Source organism: Pseudomonas sp. BF-R-24 (assembly GCF_019947335.1).
Lineage (GTDB): Bacteria > Pseudomonadota > Gammaproteobacteria > Pseudomonadales > Pseudomonadaceae > Aquipseudomonas > Aquipseudomonas jessenii.
The window spans coordinates 1-20783 of sequence record NZ_JAGYGG010000033.1; the positions used below are offsets into that span (position 1 = coordinate 1).

General features: G+C 62.1%; 19 protein-coding genes. 3 read left to right on the plus strand and 16 right to left on the minus strand.

Going from position 1 to position 20783, the window contains the following annotated elements; translation table 11 throughout:
• Nucleotides 1-480: 480 nt before the first annotated feature.
• Complete coding sequence (locus KGA98_RS22070) at nt 481-2073, minus strand: hypothetical protein (protein ID WP_223503791.1); 1593 nt, start codon at nt 2071-2073, stop codon at nt 481-483.
• Nucleotides 2074-2407: 334 nt separating this feature from the next.
• Between KGA98_RS22070 and KGA98_RS22075 the strand changes: the two genes are divergently transcribed.
• A complete protein-coding gene (locus KGA98_RS22075; RefSeq protein WP_090456322.1) occupies nt 2408-3508 on the plus strand; it encodes a polyamine ABC transporter substrate-binding protein in 1101 nt (366 codons plus the stop codon).
• 257 nt (nt 3509-3765) lie between these two features.
• On the opposite strand, the gene KGA98_RS22080 is transcribed toward KGA98_RS22075, so the two are convergent.
• Nucleotides 3766-4554, minus strand: coding sequence for an AraC family transcriptional regulator (locus KGA98_RS22080; RefSeq protein WP_223503793.1), 789 nt, complete (start codon nt 4552-4554; stop codon nt 3766-3768).
• A gap of 85 nt (nt 4555-4639) precedes the next feature.
• Between KGA98_RS22080 and KGA98_RS22085 the strand changes: the two genes are divergently transcribed.
• Nucleotides 4640-5638 (plus strand): bile acid:sodium symporter family protein, encoded by a 999-nt coding sequence (locus tag KGA98_RS22085; protein ID WP_218496456.1) that lies wholly within the window; start codon nt 4640-4642, stop codon nt 5636-5638.
• 114 nt (nt 5639-5752) lie between these two features.
• On the opposite strand, the gene KGA98_RS22090 is transcribed toward KGA98_RS22085, so the two are convergent.
• The 6 genes from KGA98_RS22090 to ribBA form a co-directional block, all read right to left on the minus strand.
• Complete coding sequence (locus KGA98_RS22090; RefSeq protein ID WP_223503795.1) at nt 5753-7468, minus strand: amidase; 1716 nt, start codon at nt 7466-7468, stop codon at nt 5753-5755.
• A gap of 452 nt (nt 7469-7920) precedes the next feature.
• Nucleotides 7921-9075 (minus strand): ABC transporter ATP-binding protein, encoded by a 1155-nt coding sequence (locus tag KGA98_RS22095; RefSeq protein ID WP_090456316.1) that lies wholly within the window; start codon nt 9073-9075, stop codon nt 7921-7923.
• A gap of 17 nt (nt 9076-9092) precedes the next feature.
• Nucleotides 9093-9902, minus strand: a complete 810-nt coding sequence (locus KGA98_RS22100; RefSeq protein WP_090456315.1) for an ABC transporter permease — start codon at nt 9900-9902, stop codon at nt 9093-9095.
• A gap of 6 nt (nt 9903-9908) precedes the next feature.
• On the minus strand, nt 9909-10841 hold the full coding sequence (locus KGA98_RS22105) for an ABC transporter permease (protein WP_223503797.1): 933 nt from the start codon (nt 10839-10841) through the stop codon (nt 9909-9911).
• Complete coding sequence (locus KGA98_RS22110; protein ID WP_095967714.1) at nt 10838-11863, minus strand: ABC transporter substrate-binding protein; 1026 nt, start codon at nt 11861-11863, stop codon at nt 10838-10840. Before KGA98_RS22110 ends, KGA98_RS22105 begins: the two co-directional genes overlap by 4 nt.
• Nucleotides 11864-12185: 322 nt before the next feature.
• Nucleotides 12186-13295: a bifunctional 3,4-dihydroxy-2-butanone-4-phosphate synthase/GTP cyclohydrolase II gene (gene ribBA, locus KGA98_RS22115; RefSeq protein ID WP_223503799.1), complete on the minus strand. Its 1110-nt coding sequence runs from the start codon at nt 13293-13295 to the stop codon at nt 12186-12188.
• Nucleotides 13296-13365: 70 nt separating this feature from the next.
• Between ribBA and KGA98_RS22120 the strand changes: the two genes are divergently transcribed.
• Nucleotides 13366-13662, plus strand: a complete 297-nt coding sequence (locus tag KGA98_RS22120; RefSeq protein WP_150814363.1) for a DUF1330 domain-containing protein — start codon at nt 13366-13368, stop codon at nt 13660-13662.
• 134 nt (nt 13663-13796) lie between these two features.
• Here KGA98_RS22120 and KGA98_RS22125 read toward each other — a convergent pair whose 3' ends face one another.
• The 8 genes from KGA98_RS22125 to KGA98_RS22160 all read right to left on the minus strand — a co-directional run bounded on the left by KGA98_RS22125 (nt 13797) and on the right by KGA98_RS22160 (nt 20646).
• Nucleotides 13797-14360: an NUDIX hydrolase gene (locus tag KGA98_RS22125; RefSeq protein WP_218496460.1), complete on the minus strand. Its 564-nt coding sequence runs from the start codon at nt 14358-14360 to the stop codon at nt 13797-13799.
• 1 nt (nt 14361) lies between these two features.
• Nucleotides 14362-15114, minus strand: coding sequence for a GntR family transcriptional regulator (locus KGA98_RS22130; protein ID WP_015095667.1), 753 nt, complete (start codon nt 15112-15114; stop codon nt 14362-14364).
• A gap of 89 nt (nt 15115-15203) precedes the next feature.
• Nucleotides 15204-15593: a carboxymuconolactone decarboxylase family protein gene (locus KGA98_RS22135; RefSeq protein ID WP_007991919.1), complete on the minus strand. Its 390-nt coding sequence runs from the start codon at nt 15591-15593 to the stop codon at nt 15204-15206.
• Between the two features lie 19 nt (nt 15594-15612).
• Nucleotides 15613-17064, minus strand: coding sequence for an NAD-dependent succinate-semialdehyde dehydrogenase (locus tag KGA98_RS22140; RefSeq protein WP_223503801.1), 1452 nt, complete (start codon nt 17062-17064; stop codon nt 15613-15615).
• Nucleotides 17065-17201: 137 nt separating this feature from the next.
• The gene (locus KGA98_RS22145; protein WP_046042555.1) at nt 17202-17687 is read right to left on the minus strand and encodes a flavin reductase family protein; all 486 of its coding nucleotides are present in this window, start codon (nt 17685-17687) and stop codon (nt 17202-17204) included.
• Nucleotides 17688-17699: 12 nt separating this feature from the next.
• Nucleotides 17700-19181: an aldehyde dehydrogenase gene (locus KGA98_RS22150; RefSeq protein WP_090456300.1), complete on the minus strand. Its 1482-nt coding sequence runs from the start codon at nt 19179-19181 to the stop codon at nt 17700-17702.
• Nucleotides 19178-20011, minus strand: coding sequence for an alpha/beta fold hydrolase (locus KGA98_RS22155; RefSeq protein ID WP_090456298.1), 834 nt, complete (start codon nt 20009-20011; stop codon nt 19178-19180). Before KGA98_RS22155 ends, KGA98_RS22150 begins: the two co-directional genes overlap by 4 nt.
• 44 nt (nt 20012-20055) lie before the next feature.
• Entirely contained in the window at nt 20056-20646 is a 591-nt protein-coding gene (locus tag KGA98_RS22160) for an amino acid synthesis family protein (RefSeq protein WP_007978708.1), read from the minus strand.
• Nucleotides 20647-20783: the final 137 nt, after the last annotated feature.

Consider the following 20783-nt stretch of genomic DNA (forward strand, 5'->3'; position numbering starts at 1 on the left):
GTGTTGTTGCGGCAGATGCATGGGGAGGGGGTTGTTGGTGTTGGTTGATATTCTTTGACCTTGGCGGCCTTTGGGCCGACCAGGTTCTTGGTTGATTGAGTACATATCCGTTGCTGCGGTAACGGCGGCTGGCGGTTTCGCCCTTACGGCGAGTCCCTTTTGGCAAACGCCGGAGTGCCGGCCCAGCCCAAAGGAACCAAAGGTCTCGCCCCGAACGTACGGCCCCTCGCTTAGGCTCGGGGTTCCTCCGCTCAGCCTTCCGAGCTAACGCTCGGCCCTGTAGGAGCGAGCTTGCTCGCGATGGACGTCAACGATAACGCGTGCTGCCCGATTGATCGTGTTGTCCAGACGTTTTTCGCGAGCAAGCTCGCTCCTACAGGGAACGCGTTCAATTGCGAATAGGTCGGCCTGCCAGCCGACCGAAATCTTGCAGATGTACTCGATACCTGTGGGAGGCTCGCTCCCACAAAGAGTCGCTTTTCAGGGTTGGCCGCCGCTGGCACTCACGCGTGGTTGCTCGTTTGTTGCATTCACCCCCCTGTCCCAAAGAGCAACCAACCCACCGAAAGTCCCGACATAGGCCGTGCCGTCTGGCGCCAGTGTGATCGGCGACCAGTTGTTGTCGAAGGCCTGGCCGACCCCGCTCAGCGCCTTGAATCGGGTCTGGCCGCTGTCGAAATCCAGCGCCATCAGGTACCAGGCGTTCTCGCCGTCGGGCTGCGGCTCGAAGGTGTAGAAGTACAGCAGACCGTTGCTCACCGAGAGTTTGGGAACCACCGAAGGCGAACGTTCCTTCGATTCCCAGATCCGGTCGCAGCCCGACTCATCGGTGCGGATGTCGATGCGGCTGATCCCGCCGTGCACGGCCTGCCAGTCCTTCTGCGCGAAGGCGCTGGTGTAGCCGGCGTTGTTCTCGAGGATGATCGAGTGACCCCAACCGATGGCCGAGTTGTCGGTGGCCGAGGCGTTGTTGTCGAACACCGGCAGCTTGCAGATCAGGCGATTGCCGGCGTAGTCCTGCTCGCGACGGTAGACCAGCAGGTTGATGCGTCCGTCGCTGTTGTCGGTGATGGTGACGTAGCGCTCGCCGAGCAGGGTCGGGGTGGTACCGCTGCCCTGATTGATCGCGCCGACCTTGCGCCCGGTGCCGCGGTCATAGACTTCGCGCCAGCCTTGCACGGGCTTGCCCTCGGCATCGGCGACGAAGCGGTACATGGCGTGGTCGGACACCAGGTAGACACCATCGGCCGCCACCGACATGCCGTTCTGGATTTCTTCGTGGGCCAGTTGAATGCCCTGGACCTTGCCGGTGTCGGGGTTCAGGGTGCCGATGCGGCCGCGCCGGGTGATCCACCAGATCAAGCCCCGGTGATCGGGCATGACCCCGGTGACGGGGTCGCATTCGCCTTTGGGGAACCAGTTGGCAGGCTTCACACAATCGTGGGGGACCTTGTCGCTCAGGTCCCAGTTGTCGACCGCTTCGAACGACCACGCACCGGACTCATCCTGACGATGCACGACGCGCTGGATGTGCTGCTCGGCATCGGCGATGACCACGCGATTCTGTTCGTCGACATAGAAATAGGCGCCGGAGGTGTCGGCCATGATCTTGTCCGGGTCCAGGGTAATCAGCGCGTGGAAAGTCGACGGACGCGGCGGCAGCGGGTAGCGGGCCAGCAGCTTGAGGGTGCGTGGTTCGAGCAATTGCAGTTCGAACTGCATCAGGTTGGCGCACAACACCACCAGGCGACCCTGCTGATCGAAGGTATGGATCGGGCACATGCCGCCGGGCTTGCGGCTGCCATCGCGACTGTTCACCTGAACATCCCGGCCCAACGGACCTGGCCCCGGGTGCGTGTCGGAGCTGTAGCCATCGGAATGCATGTAGCTGCTGCCGTTGCTGGTCATGTAGGGGTTGGCGGGAATGGTACCGTTCAGCGGTTGCGCGACAGCGGCGCTACCGATCAAGGGTGCGGCACTGCCGTTGCTGACCAGCGGTTGCGGTTCATAGGGTTCGGAACAGGCACTGAGCAGGCCGAGCAGGGGCAGGGCAAGCAGGAGTGGAGCACGCATCGAAGCCTCGCGATCTTGTTATTGGTGTGACGCGCAATAAGCAGCAACGAGGCTGCCTGGGCATCGGCTGTATGGACTAACCTCGGTGAAAGGCCTCGCACCTCTGATCAAAGCGGACATGTATTTTGGCCATTTCGATCTCCTTTTGGCCTGCCTCACGCTGTGAACCGGCGACGCCGTCAGCAAGAATCAGACGCGGGTGGCTGAGTCGGCAACCCAAGGTGAAAACCACAACCAGACGCTTCACTTCCTTGCCCTTGGCTGTTTTCAAGGCTGCTGCCGTGTACAGAACATAAAAACCATCGAACTCACGTCACACTTGGGGAAATGATCCATGGACTCAATGAAACGCATACTGGGCGCCACCGTTTGCGGACTGTCGCTGCTGGCCAGCGCGGTGCATGCCGAACAGCGCGAATTGCGGGTGTACAACTGGGCGGACTACATCCTGCCGTCCGTGCCCAAGGATTTCGCCAAGGACACCGGGATCAAGGTGACCTGGGACACCTTCGACACCAACGAGTCCCTGGAAGCCAAGCTGCTGACCGGCAACTCGGGCTACGACCTGGTGGTGCCGTCGAACCAGTTCATCGAAACCCAGATCAAGGCGGGCGTGTTCCAGAAACTCGACAAGTCCAGGTTGCCGAACTGGTCGCACCAGGACCCTGCATTGCTCAAGTTGCTGGACAAGAACGACCCGGGCAACCTGTACGGCGTGCCCTACATGTACGGCACTGTGTTGATCGGTTTCAACCCGGCCAAGGTCAAGGCGGCGCTGGGCGAGAATGCGCCGGTGGACAGCTGGGACCTGGTGTTCAAGCCCGAGAACATGGAGAAGCTCAAGGCCTGTGGCGTAGCGATGCTCGACTCACCGTCGGAGATCCTGCCGCTGGCCCTGCATTACCTGGGGCTGGATCCGAACAGCCAGAACCCCGATGACTACGAAAAAGCCAAGGCATTGATGCTCAAGGTTCGCCCTTACGTCACCTACTTCAACTCCGCCAAGTACATGACCGACATCGCCAACGGCGATATCTGCGTGGCCATCGGTTACTCCGGCAGCTTCTATCAATTCGGCAATCGCGCCAAAGAGGCGGGCAACGGCGTGGTCGTCGACTGGCGCCTGCCGAAAGAAGGTGCGCCGATCTGGTTCGACACCTTCGCCATTCCGAAAAGCGCGAAGAACGTCGCCGAGGCCCACGAATTCCTCAACCACCTGCTGGACCCGAAAGTCATCGCGCCGATCAGCGACTTCCTCGGTTACCCGAATGCCAACAAGGACTCGCTGGCGCTGATCAACAAGGACATCACCGGCAACCCGAACCTGACACCGACCAGCGAGGCATTGAAGACGCTGTACGTCGTGCAGCCATTGCCGCAAAAGCTTGAGCGGGTCCGTACCCGGGTCTGGACCAGTATCAAGTCCGATCAGTAACACCGGGAAATGGTGTGAGATATCTGTGGGGGCACAGATTTTGTGTACACCCATGGCCCTGTGGGAGCGGGCTTGCTCGCGAATGCGCAGTCACAGTCAATACATGTGTCGACTGACCCACCGCTTTCGCGAGCAAGCCCGCTCCCACAGTTGAATGTTGTTGTGCACAAATTCTGCGTACGAAGTAATGTTCCTTGTGGGAGCGAGCTTGCTCGCGATGGCGGACTGACAGGCAACAGAGATGTACGGTGCAGGGCTCAGCGAAAAAACTCCCCCGGTGTTTCGCCGAATTGCTGGCGGAAGGCAGCGATAAACGCTGACGTCGAATCGTAGCCACAGGCCAACGCGACGTCGGTCACTCGTTCGCCCTGCTCCAGCGGCGTCAGGGCGCCGAGCAGGCGCAAGCGCTGGCGCCAGGCGCGAAAAGTCAGGCCGGTGTCGCGCAGGAACAGGCGACTGAGGGTTTTCTCGGTGACGCCGAATTGGTCGCTCCAGTGACTGAGCGTGGTCTGTTGCTCCGGGTGCGACTCCAGGCTTTGCGCGATTTGCCGCAATCGGCTGTCCTGGGGCAGCGGCAGCATCAAGTCGATCTGTGGCGCCTCGGCCAACTGATCCAGAATCACCTGGGCCAACCGACCGTGCGGCCCGTCCTGATCGTATTCCACCGGAACCTGACTGAAGGCGCGGATCAACTCGCGCAACAAATCGCTGACCCCCAGTACATGACAGCCCGGCGGTGCCCACGTCGAGACGCTGCAATCGATGTACAGGCTGCGCATTTCCGTGCGCGGCGAACTGAACACCCGGTGCGGCATGCCCGCCGGAATCCACACGGCACGCTCTGGCGGGGCCACGAAACGCCCGACGCCGGTCTGTATTTCGAGCACGCCCGCAATCGCATAGGAAAGCTGCACCCACGGGTGGCTGTGGCGCCGGGTCAGTGCGCGATTGGGCAGCGATTCGGTACGGCCGTAGAGCGGTCGTGGCAGGCTGGACAGCCCGGGAATACTGCGTCTAACACTCTTGTCATGTCCTTTAGGCGGCATCAGCTGGCTCATCGGCGTTAGTCGGTAATTATCAGGCACGTTAGAGTCACTTTCATGTACTGGCAACCCCCGGATGATCAACCCCATGACTCGCCCCCGTTTGTTACCCGACAACTTCACCCTGACCCTGATCGGCGTAGTGACGCTTGCCAGCCTGCTGCCCGTCAGCGGCCAGGTCGCGCTCGGTTTTGGCTGGCTGACCAACATCGCCATTGCGCTGCTGTTTTTCCTGCATGGTGCCAAGCTGTCCCGCGAGTCGATCATTGCCGGTGCCGGGCACTGGCGCCTGCATTTGCTGGTGTTCAGCCTGACCTTCGTGCTGTTTCCGTTGCTCGGTCTGGCGCTCAAGCCGCTGCTGTCGCCGCTGATCGGCAATGACCTGTACATGGGCATGCTCTACCTGTGCGCGCTGCCCGCCACGGTGCAGTCAGCGATTGCCTTTACTTCGCTGGCCCGGGGCAATATCCCGGCGGCGATTTGCAGCGCGGCGGCGTCCAGCCTGTTCGGGATTTTCCTCACTCCGTTGCTGGTGACCCTGCTGCTGAATGTCCACGGCGAAGGCGCCTCGACCCTCGACGCCATCCTCAAGATCAGCGTGCAGTTGCTGCTGCCGTTCATTGCCGGGCAGATCGCGCGGCGCTGGATCGGCAACTGGGTGGCGCGCAACAAGAGCTGGTTGAAGTTCGTCGACCAGGGTTCGATTCTGCTGGTGGTCTATGGCGCGTTCAGCGAAGCGGTGATCGAAGGCATCTGGCAGCAGATTCCGTTGTTGGATCTGCTTGGGCTGGTGCTGGTCTGCTGCATCGTTCTGGCGCTGGTGTTGGTGGCCTCGACCGTACTGGGCAAGGCATTCGGCTTCAACCAGGAAGACCGCATCACCATTCTCTTCTGCGGCTCGAAGAAAAGCCTGGCGACCGGCGTGCCGATGGCGCAGGTGCTGTTTGCCGGTAGCACCATTGGCTTGCTGATCTTGCCGCTGATGTTGTTCCACCAGATTCAACTGATGGTCTGTGCGGTGCTGGCACAGCGTTATGCCAAGCGGCCGGAATCGATTCCCGAGCTGATGGCCCAGGTTGATCCCTGATGATCCCGGGAAACTGTAGGGGCCGGCTTGCCGGCGATGGACTCAAGTGCGCCGCGTTCATCCAGCTCAAACGCGTTATCGTTAACGACCATCGCTGGCAAGCCAGCTCCCACATTACCGCTTGTCAGCGACCAATGGCGGGGTACGCGGCGGGATCATGCGTTTGCTGCCGGTCGATTCGAACGCCGACGCCAGGTGCAGCAGCTTCGAGTCGTCATAGGCGCGCCCGGCAAACGTCAGGCCGACCGGCATGCCGATGTCCGGCATCACACCCATCGGTACGGTGACCGTCGGCACACCGAGATGACGGATGGCGAGGTTGCCATTGGCGACCCATACGCCGTTGCTCCAGGCGATATCCGCCGATTGCGGATCGACATCGGCATTCGCCGGACCCACATCGGCCACCGTCGGGAACAGCACCGCGTCGAGGCCCAGGCGATCCATCCAGTCTTCCAGATCGATCTTGCGGGTCTTTTCCAGGCCGCGCAGGCCGTCCGGCACCGTGCTGATCTGATCCCACGGCGTGATGCCGCGTTCGGCCATGCGCACGTATTCGTCCATGCCGGCGGCCAGGTCACCCTCGCGGTTGGGCAGGGTGCCCGGGTCATGAGGGAAGATCTGCGGGCCGTCGACATCGACGAGGCGATTCAGTTTGGGATCGCCGTTCGCTTGCAGGAAATCATCGAAGGCCCAGGCGGACAGGTCCCACAGTTCATGGTGTAAAAACTCCTTGGAGACGATGCCGCGATTGAACACGGTCGGCGCACCAGGACGATCGCCCTCGCAATTGGAGACCAGCGGGAAGTCCACTTCGAGCACTTCGGCGCCCGCGGCTTCGAGGGCCTTGCGCGCCTGTTCCCAGAGCCCGATCACCGAAGGACGGGTGTTGATGCGTTGGCCAGTCGGGCCACCGATGCCCGGTGCTTCGGAGGTGCCGGCTTCAGGGTCGGCGTTGATGTACATGCGCGGGATGCCGAATTTCTTGCCTTTGAGCGCATCGCTATTCGCGGCCAGCGCGGCATAGGACTCAGGGCGTACCTCAGACGATTTCGGGATCGGTACCCAGGGCTGCAGGCGCCACAGGTCGCCACGGGTGTCCGGGTCATCGGCCACCACCACGTCGAGCACTTCGAGCAGGTCGGCCATGGTCCGGGCAAACGGCACGACCACGTCCATGGTCGGGGTCAACGGCCAGTTGCCGCGCACCGAGATCACGCCGCGCGAAGGGGTGTAGGCGCACAAGCCATTGTTCGAGGCCGGTCCACGGCCGCTCGACCAGGTTTCTTCCGCCAGGCCGAAGGCCGAGAAACTGGCCGCGGTCGCCGTGCCGGCACCGTTCGACGAGCCGGAGGCGAAAGGGGCGGTGAGGTAGTCAGCGTTGTACGGGCTCTCGGCGCGGCCGTAGACACCACGCTGCATCCCGCCGTTGGCCATTGGCGGCATGTTGGTCTTGCCCAGGCAGATGGCCCCGGCGGCGCGCAGACGTTCGATGGTGAACGCATCGCGATAGGCGACCAGGTCCTTGAAGGCCGGGCTGCCGGAAGCGGCGGTGAGGCCCTTGACCAGATAGCTGTCCTTGGCGGTGTAGGGGATCCCGTCCAGTGCTCCCAGCGTCTGGCCCTTGGCGCGACGGACGTCGGACGCCTGGGCTTCGGCGAGCGCCTCGGGGTTGCGAACCACGACCGCGTTCAGCGCGGTAGGCGTTTCGGGGCCGTCAAAGGCGTCAATCCGCGCAAGATAAGCCTGGACCAGTTCAACCGAGGTGGTCTGGCCGGATTCGAGCGCGGCGCGCAGCTCGGCAATGGAAACTTCGGTAACTTCGATCATGCTGCCACCGCCGCTTGCAGGTGGAGGGTCCCAAACACTTCACTTTTCTCGAAATGGACTTTCATATCGTTATTCTCGTTGCACTGTGTGGCACGACAGGGTCGGGTGTTAAAAATACTGAGCACTATTTAGCATTAAACCGGGATTTTAGGAATCAGTTGTCCAATTTATCTTACAGGCGACAGAAAAAAGGTTCTTCATGCAATCTCGGGGGAAACTGTAGGAGCCGGCTTGCCGGCGATGGACTCAAGTGCGCCGCGTTTATCCATCTCACACGCGTTATCGTTAACGACCATCGCTGGCAAGCCAGCTCCTACAAGAGACCGCGTCCAGGTCGAAAATGATCTGAACTCCAAACCAGAGAAAGAACCAGAAAAAAGGCCACCACAACCCGACGTTGTGGTGGCCCGAGGGTGACTCATTATAGTGGCCCGCGCGCGCAGGCCAATGGATCAGTGAGCGCCGGCGGCCTTGTTCAGGTCGCTTTCGGCCCATTCGGTGTAGACGCAGGCATCCGCGGTAGCCCAGCGCACCCGCACCGGGTCACCGGACTTGAGCGGCATGCCGGCGGCGGACAGCGCCTTGACCGTCATCGAGGTGCCGCCAGCGGTGACCACGCTGCAGGTCTGGCTCTCACCCAGAAACAGCACTTCCACGACCTTGGCCGAGACTTCGTTCCAGCCGGCCGCCAAGGGTTCGGCAACGGCCTGTTCATTGCTCAGGGCCAGGGCTTTTTCCGGACGCACCATCAGCAACACGTTCTGATCGGTTTGCAGGCCGGCCGTGAGTCGGATCGACAGCGGTTGCCCCTCGAAGGTCGCCACCGCATTACCCTGGGCCTTGAGTTTGAGGAAGTTGGAGTTGCCAAGGAACGAGGCGACAAAAGCATTCGGCGGATTCTGGTACAGGTCATAGCCGCTGCCCAGGCCGACGATCTTGCCGTGGCTGAAAATCGCGATGCGCTGGGACAGGCGCATGGCTTCTTCCTGATCGTGGGTCACGTAGACGATGGTGATGCCCAGGCGCCGATGCAGCTGACGCAGTTCGTCCTGCAAGTCTTCGCGCAGTTTCTTGTCCAGTGCACCGAGGGGTTCGTCCATCAGCAGGATGCGTGGCTCATAGACCAGCGCCCTTGCAATGGCGACTCGTTGCTGCTGGCCACCGGACAGTTGCGAAGGGCGGCGATGGGCAAACTGCTCAAGCTGCACCAGCTTGAGCATCGCATCGACCCGGCGTTCGCGTTCGGCGGCGGCCAGTTTGCGGATGGCCAACGGGAAGGCGATGTTGTCGCGCACCGACAGGTGCGGAAACAGCGAATAGCGCTGGAACACCATGCCGATATCGCGTTTGTGCGGCGGCACATTCACCAGCGACTGGCCGTTGACCAGGATCTCGCCGCTGCTCGGGGTTTCGAAACCGGCGAGCATCGACAGCGTGGTGCTTTTGCCCGAGCCGCTGGAGCCGAGAAAGGTGAGGAATTCACCGTCCTTGATGTCCAGCGAGATGTCGTCCACGGCGGCAAAGTCGCCGTAGTATTTGTTCAGGTTGCGCAGGCTCACCAGGGGCTTGTCATTTTGCTGCGCGGAATCTTTGATCACTGCACTCATGTCGTACTCCTGCGCGCTCAGGCGCTGATTTCATTGCGCCGGCGCAGTGCGGCGGCGATCACCATGACCAATACCGAGAGGCCGATCAGCAGCGTCGAGGCGACGGCGATCACGGGCGTCAGGTCCTGGCGCAGGGTGGTCCACATTTTCACGGGAAGGGTTTGCAGGGTCGGGCTGGCCATCATCACGCTCAGCACCACTTCATCCCAGGAGACGAGGAAGGCGAAGAGGGCGCCGGCCACCATGCCCGGACGAATCGCCGGGAAGGTCACCTTGAACACCGCTTGCAGGCGCGAGGCGCCGCAGATCACCGCTGCATCCTCGATCGACTGATCGAACAGCTTCAGCGAATTGATGATCGAGATGATGGTGAACGGCAGCGCGACGATGACGTGGCTGACCACGAACGCGAACATGGTCCCGGTGTAGCCCAGTTTCAGGAACAGCGCGTACACCGCCACGGCGATGATCACCAGCGGCACGATCATTGGCAGGGTGAACAGACCGTAGAGCATTTCCCGGCCGGGGAAGCGGCCACGCACCAGGGCAAAAGCCGTGGGCAGGCCCAGCGCGACGGCGAAGAACGTGGTCAGCACCGCGACCTTGAGGCTGGCCATGGCCGCGCTCATCCAGTCGGCGTTGGAGAAGAACTGGCCGTACCATTTCAGCGTCCAGCCCGGTGGCGGGAACACCAGCCATTGCGACGAGCCGAACGACAGCAGCACGATGAACACTATCGGCAGCAGCAGGAACAGACCGATCAGCCCGGTGGTGGCATACAGGCCGAAGCGCATGCGCCGGCTCATGGCATTGGGGGTCAGGAGCATGACGGCTTACCTCGCGTTGCTGGCGCCAACCGGGGATTCCGGCTGGAGCTTCAGGTAGAAGTAGAACAACACCAGCGTGATCACGATCAGCAACGCGGCGCCGGCGCTGGCCAGGCCCCAGTTGAGGAACGACTGCACCTGCTGAATGATGAACTCGGGCAGCATCATGTTCTGCGCACCGCCCAGCAGCGCCGGGGTCACGTAGTAACCGAGGGACATCACGAAGACCATCAGGCCGCCGGAGAACAGCCCCGGCCGGCACAGCGGCAGGAACACCCGGAAGAAGTTGGTCCACGGACTGGCGCCGCAGATCGAGCCGGCCTGCAGGATCATCGGGTCGATGGCCTGCATGGTCGCCTGCAACGGCAGCACGATGAACGGGATCATGATGTAGCTCATGCCGATCACCACGCCGGTGAGGTTGTGAACCATCTCCAGCGGTTGATCGATGATGCCCATGGCCATCAACGCCTTGTTGATCACCCCGGAGGCTTGCAGCAACACCAGCCAGGAGTAGGTGCGGGCGAGCAGGCTGGTCCACATGGACAGCAGCACGATGTTCAGGATCCAGCGGCCCCAGCCGCGCGGCACCAGGGTGATCGCCCAGGCCAGCGGGAAGCCCAGCAACAGGCTGAACAGCGTCACCAGGCCGGCCACCGAGAAGGTGTTGAGCAACACCCGCGCATAGGCCGAGTTGGCGAACAATTGCTCATAGTTGCCCAGGCCCGGCACCGGTTCCAGCACGCCGCGCAACAGCAGGCCAATCAGCGGCGCGAGAAAGAACAGGCCGAGGAACAGCAGGGCGGGGATCAGGTTGCTCGATCCGCGCCAGCGTTGCGCCAGGGTAGGGGATTGCGTCATCGCAGCCGCCTTGCCGATAGCGCCGGAGGCGCTCCCGACTGGCGTGGATGGACGGGACGCGGTTACCGTCATTTTCATTTGACCAGCCATTCGTTCCACCGTGTCGCGATGGCCGGACCGTTCTTGGCCCAGTACGCGAAATCAAGAGTGATCTGATCCTTTGCGTAGGCGGTCGGCAGGTTCGGGGCCAGCGCCGAATCCAGGCGTGCCACGCTGTCGACGTTGACCGGGGCGTAGGCGGTCAGGTTGGAGAAGTCGGCCTGGCCCTTGGCACTGCTGGCGTTGGCCAGGAACTTCATCGCCGCGTCCTTGTTTTTCGAACCCTTGGGGATGACCAGGATGTCGGCCATGACCAGGTTTTGCTTCCAGCTTACGCCGACCGGGGCGCCGTCTTCCTGAAGGGCGTGAATCCGGCCGTTCCAGAACTGACCCATGCTCGCCTCACCGGAGGCCAGCAGTTGCTGCGACTGCGCGCCGCCGCCCCACCAGACGATGTCTTTCTTGATGGTGTCGAGTTTCTTGAAGGCGCGGTCCAGGTCCAGCGGATAGAGCTTGTCCGCCGCTACACCGTCGGCCAGCAACGCCAGTTCAAGCACGCCTGGGCTTGGCCATTTGTAGAGGGCGCGTTTGCCGGGGTAGGTCTTGGTGTCGAACAGTGCGGACCAGTCCTGAGGCTTGTTGGCGCCGAGCTTGCCTTCGTTGTAGCCGAGGACGAAGGAGAAGAAGAACGAGCCGACGCCGTGATCGCTGACGAAGCGCGGGTCGATCTTGTCGCGTTCAATGACTTTGAAATCGAGGGGTTCGAGCAAGCCTTCGGCGGCGGCGCGCAAGGCGAAGTCGGCTTCGACGTCGACCACGTCCCACTGCACGTTGCCGCTCTCGACCATGGCCTTGAGTTTGCCGTAGTCGGTCGGGCCATCCTGCACGACGGTAATGCCGCTGGCCTTGCTGAACGGGTCGGCCCAGGCCTGCTTCTGCGCATCCTGGGTGCTGCCGCCCCAACTCACGAAGTTGACGCTTTCAGCCGCCAGCAATGCCTGGCTGGTCACGCTCAGCAGTCCCGCAAAAAGAACTGCGGTCGCACGTTTGTTCAACACCATTTTCACGCCCTCATTGTTGTGTTTATGAGCGGGGCTTTGGAGTGCCCGCCTATCGGGAGCAGTAGGTCCGTCGAGTCAGTGCTGACTGTCCGGTCTATGGAATATCATATTATGGTATTCCAAACTTTGTGCAAGCATTTTGCCGTACCGGCTATCAGCCAAAAGGTGTTTTTTCTGTGGATCTGAACTTCGTCCGGCGACGCAATCCCCCTGTGGGAGTGGGCTTGCTCGCGAAAGCGGTGTGTCAGACAACTTTGGGTCGACTGACACTCCCTCTTCGCGAGCAAGCCCGCTCCCACAGGAGATTGCGTTAAACCAAGCGTCAGTCCGTGAACGGAATACTCTCCACCACCTCCAGGTCATACCCGGTCAAACCGGCATATTTCAGCGGCGGCCCGAGATGGCGCAGCTTGCCGACACCCAGGTTCTGCAGGATCTGCGCACCGGTGCCCACCTCCGAATAAATCCGCGACTGCGAACGGCTGAACTGTCGGGGCGTCTGGGTCAATTGCGGTACGCGTTCGAGCAACGCCTGGGAGGATTCGTGATTGGCCAGCACCACCACCACGCCGTGGCCTTCGGCGGCGACACGCTGCAAGGCGGCCCACAAGGTCCAGTTGGTCGGCCCGCTGTACTCGGCACCGACCAGATCGCGCAACGGGTCAATCACATGCACGCGCACCAGCGTCGGCTCATCGCGGCGCAGATCGCCCATGACCATGGCCATGTGGACACCGCCTTCGATGCGATCCTCAAAGGTGATCAGACGAAAGGTGCCGTGTACGGTGGGCAGATCACGTTCACCGATGCGCACGATGGTGTGTTCGGTGCTAAGGCGGTAGTGGATCAGGTCGGCGATGGTGCCGATCTTGATCCCGTGCTTGCGCGCAAACACTTCCAGGTCAGGGCGCCGGGCCATGGTGCCGTCGTCGTTCATCACTTCGACGATCACCGAGGCCGGGGTATGGCCGGCCAGGCGGGCCAGGTCGCAACCGGCCTCGGTATGACCGGCGCGGGTCAGCACGCCGCCTTCCCGGGCACGCAACGGGAAGATATGGCCGGGTTGCACGATGTCGGCAGGGCCGGCGCTGGCAGCGACGGCGGCGGCCACGGTGCAGGCACGATCGGCGGCGGAGATACCGGTGGTCACCCCGACGGCGGCCTCGATGGACACGGTGAAGGCGGTGCTGAACACGCTGCCGTTGCTCGGCACCATCTGCTCCAGGCCCAGGCGTTTGCAGTGCTCGTCGGTCAAGGTCAGGCAGATCAGGCCACGGGCTTCGCGGGCCATGAAACTGATCGCCTCGGGCGTGCAGCAGTCGGCGGCCAGCAACAGGTCGCCTTCGTTTTCCCGGTCTTCGTCGTCGACCAGCAGGACCATTTTGCCGAGACGGTAATCTTCGATGATTTCTTCGATGCTGTTGAAGGCCATGCTGGAGTCTCAGTGTTTGTTGGATGGGTATTGTGGTATACCATAATACAAAACAAACCGAGAGGTCACTATGAAGGCTTACTGGATTGCTCACGTGGACATCACCGACCCCGATCAATACAGCCAATACACCCAGCGGGCGCCGAAGGCGTTTGCCCTGTATGGCGGTCGGATTCTCGCGCGGGGCGGGCGCAGCGAGGCGATGGAAGGCCGGCCTACGCCGCAGCGCAGTGTGGTGATCGAGTTTGATTCCTATGAGCAGGCGGTGGCTTGCTATCACTCGGCGTTGTATCAGGAGGCCAGGGGACATCGCGAGGGCGTGGCGAAGGCAGAGGTCATTATCGTCGAGGGCATGGCGCCGCTCTGACCAACACCGCTTGACCCTGTAGGAGCGAGCCTGCTCGCGAAAAACGTTAGAGCAAAGCGTTCGGTCAGTCAGCACGCGTCATCGTTGACGACCATCGCGAGCAGGCGCGCTCCTACAGGGGGAATGGGGTTTTTTCAGCGAATGAAGTGAATCTTCCCGCTGTCGTCATTGCCCATGTAGATGCCATAAACCCCGGCCTGGCGCTCCTCGATATAGCGCTCAAGGATCTGCCGGATCGCCGGATAGTAGATGCTGTCCCAGGGAATGTCCTCGGGCGCGAAGAACTTGTAGTCGAGGGTTTCCGGGCCGTACTGCCCGGTAATCTCCAGCGCGATGGCGCGGAAGATGATGTACACCTCGCTGATCTTCGGCACGCTGAAGATCGAATAGGGCGAGACGATTTCGGCACGCACGCCGCTTTCTTCCCAGACTTCGCGCAAGGCCGCCTGTTCGGTGGTCTCGCCACTTTCCATGAAGCCTGCCGGCAGCGTCCAGGTGCCCGGACGCGGCGGAATCGCGCGTTGGCACAGCAAATACTTGCCGTCCTGCTCGATGATGCAGCCGGCAATGATTTTCGGATTGATGTAATGGATGTAGCCGCAACCGCGGCACATCAGGCGCTCGTGCGTATCGCCTGGCGGCAACTGCTGACCGAGATCAGCGCTGCCGCACTTGGGGCAAAAGCTCGGGCTGAACATTTCAGCGACCTATGCGCGGTTCTTTCAGCGCGATGGGCAAGGTAATCGCCGGGATGTCGCCGGTTTCTTCCTGCTTGCGCTTGAGGTAGTCCAGGGCCACGGCAGCGGCCGCACGCACGTGGTCGACGCAAGCCTGGTGGGCGGCCAGCGGATCACCGCCCTTGATCGCCTCGACCATGCGTTCCATTTCCTGGTTACTGGCGCCGCGACGGTTTTCCTGGGACACCGAGGTCGCGCGCAGGTAGCTGATGCGTGCCTGCAACTGGCGCAATTGAGTGGCCGCGACATGGTTGCCCGAGCCTTCGAGCAGCACATCGTAGAAACCTTGCACCGAGTCGATGACCTGTTGCAGCTCACCGTCCTTGAGCGCCTTGCGATTTTCTTCGAGGGCTTTTTCCAGGGCCTTGATGTCCTTGGCCTTGGCGCGCAGGGTGAACAGTTGCACGATCAGCCCTTCGAGTACGCAGCGCAGCTCGTAGATGTCCACGGCATCGGCCAGGGTGATGATCGCGACACGCGGGCCCTTGGCGTCGGCGAATTCCACCAGGCCTTCGGATTCCAGGTGACGCAAGGCTTCGCGCACGGAGGTACGGCTGACGCCCAGGCGATCGCACAGATCGCGTTCGACCAGACGGTCTCCCGGCAGGAGCTGGAAGTTCATGATGGCGCTTCGCAGTTTATCCAGCACGATTTCGCGCAGGGTAACGGGGTTGCGATTGACCTTGAAGCTGTCGTCGAGTGGCAGGCGTTTCATGGGGTCCGCTCTGATTGTGGCTGTCCATGCAAAAAAGAGCACTTCGATTACGGAAATCTACGTGCCCGGTCAGATCAAACAGCCAAGGGTTAACTGGAGGCCTCGGCATCGGCTTCGGCGAAGGCTTCACGGGCGAGCCGGAAACTGTCTACGGCAGCGGGAACACCGCAATAAATGCCGACCTGAAGCAATATTTCGCGTATTTGCTCACGACTCAGGCCGTTACGCAAGGCGCCGCGCACATGCAGTTTGAGTTCATGGGGTCGGTTGAGGGCCGAGATCATCGCCAGGTTGATCATGCTGCGCTCCTTGAGCGACAAACCCTCACGACCCCAGACATGACCCCAACAATATTCGGTGACCATTTCCTGCAACGGTCGGGTGAAGTCGTCGGCGTTCTCGATGGAACGATTGACGTAGGCCTCACCCAGCACCTGAGTACGGATCTTCAGGCCTTTTTCATACTTTTCGTTGTTCATTTACGTAGCTCCCGCGGGCTCAAAGGCCGCCCATCAAGGTGTATTTGAGTTCCAGGTAATCCTCGATGCCGTACTTCGACCCTTCACGGCCCAGCCCCGAGGACTTGATCCCGCCGAATGGCGCGACCTCAGTGGAAATCAGCCCTTCGTTGATCCCGACCATGCCGTACTCCAGCGCCTCGCTCATGCGCCAGGCGCGGCCCAGGTCGCGGGTGTAGCAGTAGGCAGCCAGGCCGAATTCGGTGTCGTTGGCCATTGCGACGGCCTGGGCCTCGGTGTCGAAACGGAACACGGCGGCCAACGGGCCAAAGGTTTCATCCCGGGCGACTTTCATCCGGGTGGTGACGCCGATGAGCACGGTCGGCTGGAAGAATCCATTGCCCAGGGCATGGCGTTCGCCGCCGCACAACAGTTGTGCTCCGTGGGCCAGAGCGTCTTGCACGTGTTCTTCGACCTTGGCCACGGCGCGCTCGTTGATCAGTGGCCCTTGGGTGACGCCATCATCGAAACCGCTGCCGACCTTGAGTTGCGAAACCCGCTCGGCCAGGCGTGCGACAAAGGCGTCGTGGATGCCGTCCTGCACCAGGAAGCGGTTGACGCAGACGCAGGTCTGCCCGGCGTTGCGGAATTTGGCTATCAGCGCGCCGTCAACCGCGCGTTCCAGATCGGCATCGTCGAAGACAATGAACGGCGCGTTGCCGCCCAGTTCCAGCGAGACTTTTTTCAGGGTCGGCGCGCACTGGGCCATCAGCAGTTTGCCGATGGCGGTGGAGCCGGTGAACGACAGTTTGCGCACAAGGCTGCTGCCGGTCAGCTCGCCACCGATGGCGATGGCATCGCCGGTGATCACGTTGAAAATGCCCGCTGGAATCCCGGCCTGTTCCGCCAGCGCAGCCATGGCCAGTGCCGAGAACGGTGTTTCCGGGGCTGGCTTGACGATGCACGGGCAACCGGCCGCCAGTGCCGGGCCGGCCTTGCGGGTGATCATCGCCGCCGGGAAGTTCCACGGCGTGATGGCCGCGACGACGCCAATCGGCTCCTTGCTGACCACGATGCGCGCATCGCCCTTGTGACTGGGAATGGTGTCGCCGTAGATGCGTTTGGCCTCTTCAGCGAACCACTCGATGAAGCTTGCGGCGTAGAGGATTTCGCCTTTGGCTTCGGCCAGTGGCTTGCCTTGTTCGAGGGTGAGGATGTGTGCCAGGGCGTCGGCGTTTTCCAGCATCAGCGCGTGCCAGCGCTTGAGCGTATTGCTGCGCTCCTTGGCGGTCAGCGCACGCCAGGCCGGCCAGGCCTTGTTGGCGGCCTCGATAGCCAGGCGCGCATGCTCGGCGCCGAGGTTCGGCACCTGGCCGATCAGTTCACCGGTGGCCGGGTTGAAGATGTCCTGACAGGCGCCATCCGGCGCGTCCAGCCACTGGCCATTGATGTAGGCCTGTTGGCGGAACAGTTGCGAGGCTGCTGGGCTCATGCCGGCTCCTTAGTAGAGTGGTGGACCCTGTGGGAGCGGGCTTGCTCGCGAAGGCGGTGTATCAGGCGCCATCAATGTTGGATGTGCCGGCCACTTCGCGAGCAAGCCCGCTCCCACAGGGGGATTGTGTTCAACCATTAGGCCAGGGTGGGCAGGGGCCCCAGTTTGCCTTTGTGGTAGATCATCGGCGTGACCGGTTGCGCGGGCAGGATCAGGTTCTTCACCGCGCCGACGATGATCGCGTGATCGCCGCCGTCGTATTCGCGCCACAGTTCGCACTCGATGATCGCCGTGGCCTTGGCCAGGATCGGGTTACCCAGTTCGCTCAAGTGCCACTCGATCCCTTTGGCCTTGTCCTTGCCTTTACCGGCGAAGGCATAGGCCTCGGCGGTCTGCTCGGCGGACAGCAAATGAATCGCGAACTGCTTGCTGTCGCGCAACACCGGGTAGGTGTCGGAGCCGTAGTTGGGGCAGAACAGCACCAGTGCCGGGTCGATCGACAGCGCACTGAAGGCGCTGGCGGTGATGCCGACGATGCCGCCGTCCGGGTCCAGGGTGGTGACCACCGTGACCCCGGACGGGAACGAACTCATCACGTCTTTGTAAATGCCGGGTTCGATCATTTTCCAGGACTCCTAGCGCATCACGAAGGGATCAGGCATCGGTGCCTGGGACAGGTTGATCCACACCGTTTTCAGCTCGGTGTAGGCCAGCACCGAATCGATGCCGCTTTCGCGTCCATAGCCGCTGTTCTTGAAGCCGCCGATCGGCGCCATGGCCGAGACTGCACGGTAGGTGTTGACCCAGATGATCCCCGAACGCACGTCCCGGGCCAGGCGATGGGCGCGGCCCAGGTCGCGGGTCCAGATGCCGGCGGCGAGGCCGAACTGCGAGTCGTTGGCAATCGCCAGCGCTTGGGCTTCGTCCTTGAAACGGATGACCGAAGCCACCGGACCAAAGACTTCTTCCTGCATGATCTTCATCGAATTGCGGTCGCACTCGAACAGCGTCGGTTCGTAGAACCAGCCGTCCCCCAGATTCTCTGGACGCTTGCCGCCCAGGCGCAGGCGCGCGCCTTCGGCGATGGCATCGGCCACCAGGCCTTCGACCACAGCCAGTTGCTGTGCGGTGGCCATCGGGCCCATTTCGCTGCTGTCGTCCTGCGGGTTGCCAATGCGGATGCGCTTGGCGCGTTCCACCAGACGACCGACGAACTCATCGTAGATTTCGTCCTGCACCAGCAAGCGCGAACCGGAGACGCAGCTTTGCCCGGAGGCGGCATAGATCCCGGCGATGGCGCCGTTGATCGCGCTGTCGAGGTCAGCGTCGGCGAAGATGATGTTCGGCGATTTGCCCCCCAGTTCCAGCGACAGCTTGGCGAAGTTCTCGGCACTGCTGCGCACCACATGCCGAGCCGTCGCCGCGCCGCCGGTGAAGGCGATCTTGCGGATCAGCGGATGGCGGGTGAGGGCGGCGCCGGTGCTTGGGCCGTAACCGGTGACGACGTTGACCACCCCCGGCGGAATCCCGGCTTCCAGTGCCAGGCGCGCCAGTTCAAGAATCGTTGCCGAGGCGTGTTCCGACGGCTTGATCACGATGGTATTGCCCGCGGCGAGGGCCGGGGCGAGTTTGATCGCGGTCAGGTACAGCGGGCTGTTCCACGGAATGATCGCGGCAACCACACCCATGGCTTCGTGCACGGTGTAGGCAAACAGGTCCGGCTTGTCCAGCGGCAGGGTGCCGCCTTCGAGCTTGTCCGCCAGGCCTGCGGTGTAGTGGAAGAACTCCGGCAAATAGCCGACCTGGCCACGGGTTTCGCGGATCAGCTTGCCGTTGTCACGGCTTTCGAGCTGCGCCAGTTGTTCTTTGTTCTCGGCGATCAGGTCGCCCAGGCGTCGCAGCAATTTGCCGCGAGCGGTAGCCGTCAAACCGCGCCATGCCGGGCTGTCGAAAGCCGTCTGCGCAGCCTGCACGGCACGCTCGACATCGGCTTCGTCGGCATCGGGCAGTTCAGCCCAGGGCTCGGCCAGCGCCGGGTTGAGGCTTTCGAAGGTCTTGCCGGACAGGGCATCGACCCATTCACCGCCGATGCACATCTGGAAGCGTGCGAGTGTCATGCAACGATCCCCTTGATCTGGTTTTGTTTGGAGTGCGCGGTCTGCAGAAACTCCAGCAACAGCTGGTTGACCAGGCGTGGCGACTCTACCGGCATCATATGCCGTTGCTCGGCGAGTACGGCAACGGTCGCGCCGGGAATGCGTTCGGCCAGTTGCCGGGCCATTTCCGGGGTTGAGCCGGGGTCCAGTTCGCCGGTGGCGATCAGCGTCGGCACCTGGATGCTGGCCAGGTCGTCGGCGCGGTACATGTCCTGGGTGGCGAACAGTTCATAAGTGGTCAGGTAGCCCTGAGGATCATTGCCGGCCAGGGTCTGGCGAATCGCGGCGATCTGCGCCGGGTTCGCGGCCTGGTATTCACGGCTGAACCAGCGCGACAGCGCGGCTTCGGCATTGGCGTCCGGCCCGTGTTCGGCAGCCTGGCTGGTGCGGGCGATGACCCCGGCACGCTGTTCGGCACTGCGGTTGAACACGCTGTTGAGCACCACCAGGCCTTCCAGGCGTTGCGGGTAGTGCAGGGCAAAGGCCCGCGCCACCAGCCCGCCCATGGAAAAACCGATCACCGTTGCCTTGGGCAATTGCAGGTGGTCGAGCAGCTCCAGCAACTGGTCGGCATAGCCGAGCAGTTGCGTACCGTTCTCCGGTCGCGGGCTGGCGCCATGGCCGAGCATGTCGTAGGCGATGACGCGGTACTTCGTGGCCAGGCCAACGATCTGGCCGCCCCACATTTCTTTGTTCAGGCCCACGCCGTGGATCAAGACCACGGGCTGGCCTTGGCCGGTCGCCAGGTAACTGGTGCCAGCCGGGGTGAGTTCAGCGGTGAGCCGAATCATGGAGCGCTCCTGCAATGCCTTCTTGTTGTCGTTCTGCTGGCCGGTTACTGGGCTTTTTCGGCGGCCAGTTCTTCCAGGTCGATGTAGCGGTTGCCGATGCGCGGGTGCAGGCGGCCGCCATCGGCGCAACCCAGGACCACGACGATTTCGTCGGCACGCGGCGCGTCTTCGATCTGCATTTCCAGGGTGATGTAGTGCGAGCGCAGGCCTTCGTCGTCCTTGTGCATCATCGGGATCTGGATCGAGGTGCCCGGGCCGCCGCGCTTGTTGGTGAAGCTCAGGTAGCTCTTGGCCTTGACCGCTTCGCGGTAATGGTTGCCGAAGCGCAGGGTGTGGATCACCGCCGAAGCGTGCTCGATCTCGCCATCGGCGCCGACCACCGCAGCCTTGCCGTACGCCTCGATTTTCTCGGCGCCGCCAATGATGCCCACCAGGCGCTCGACCATCAGCGCGCCGAGGTCGGAGCAGTTGGCGCGGATCTGTGGTTTCAGGTCTTCGACGAAACCGTTGCCCAGCCAGGGGTTCTTCATCACCACGGCCAGACCGACCATGGTCACGGGCTTATCGGTGGCTTTGCCGCCTTCAATAAAGGTTTCTTCGACATAGCTGACGATCTTGCGGATTTCGAAACTCATGAGCTGCTCCGTAGAGGTTTGGGTGTCTGTGCGTCTGATGGTATACCATAATACCGGAAGCACAAGTCCCTCGAACGGAGTTTCTGGCTGGATGGCATGCAAAAGTTCGTGCCACAGGCAGCAGCGGACAAACGGCA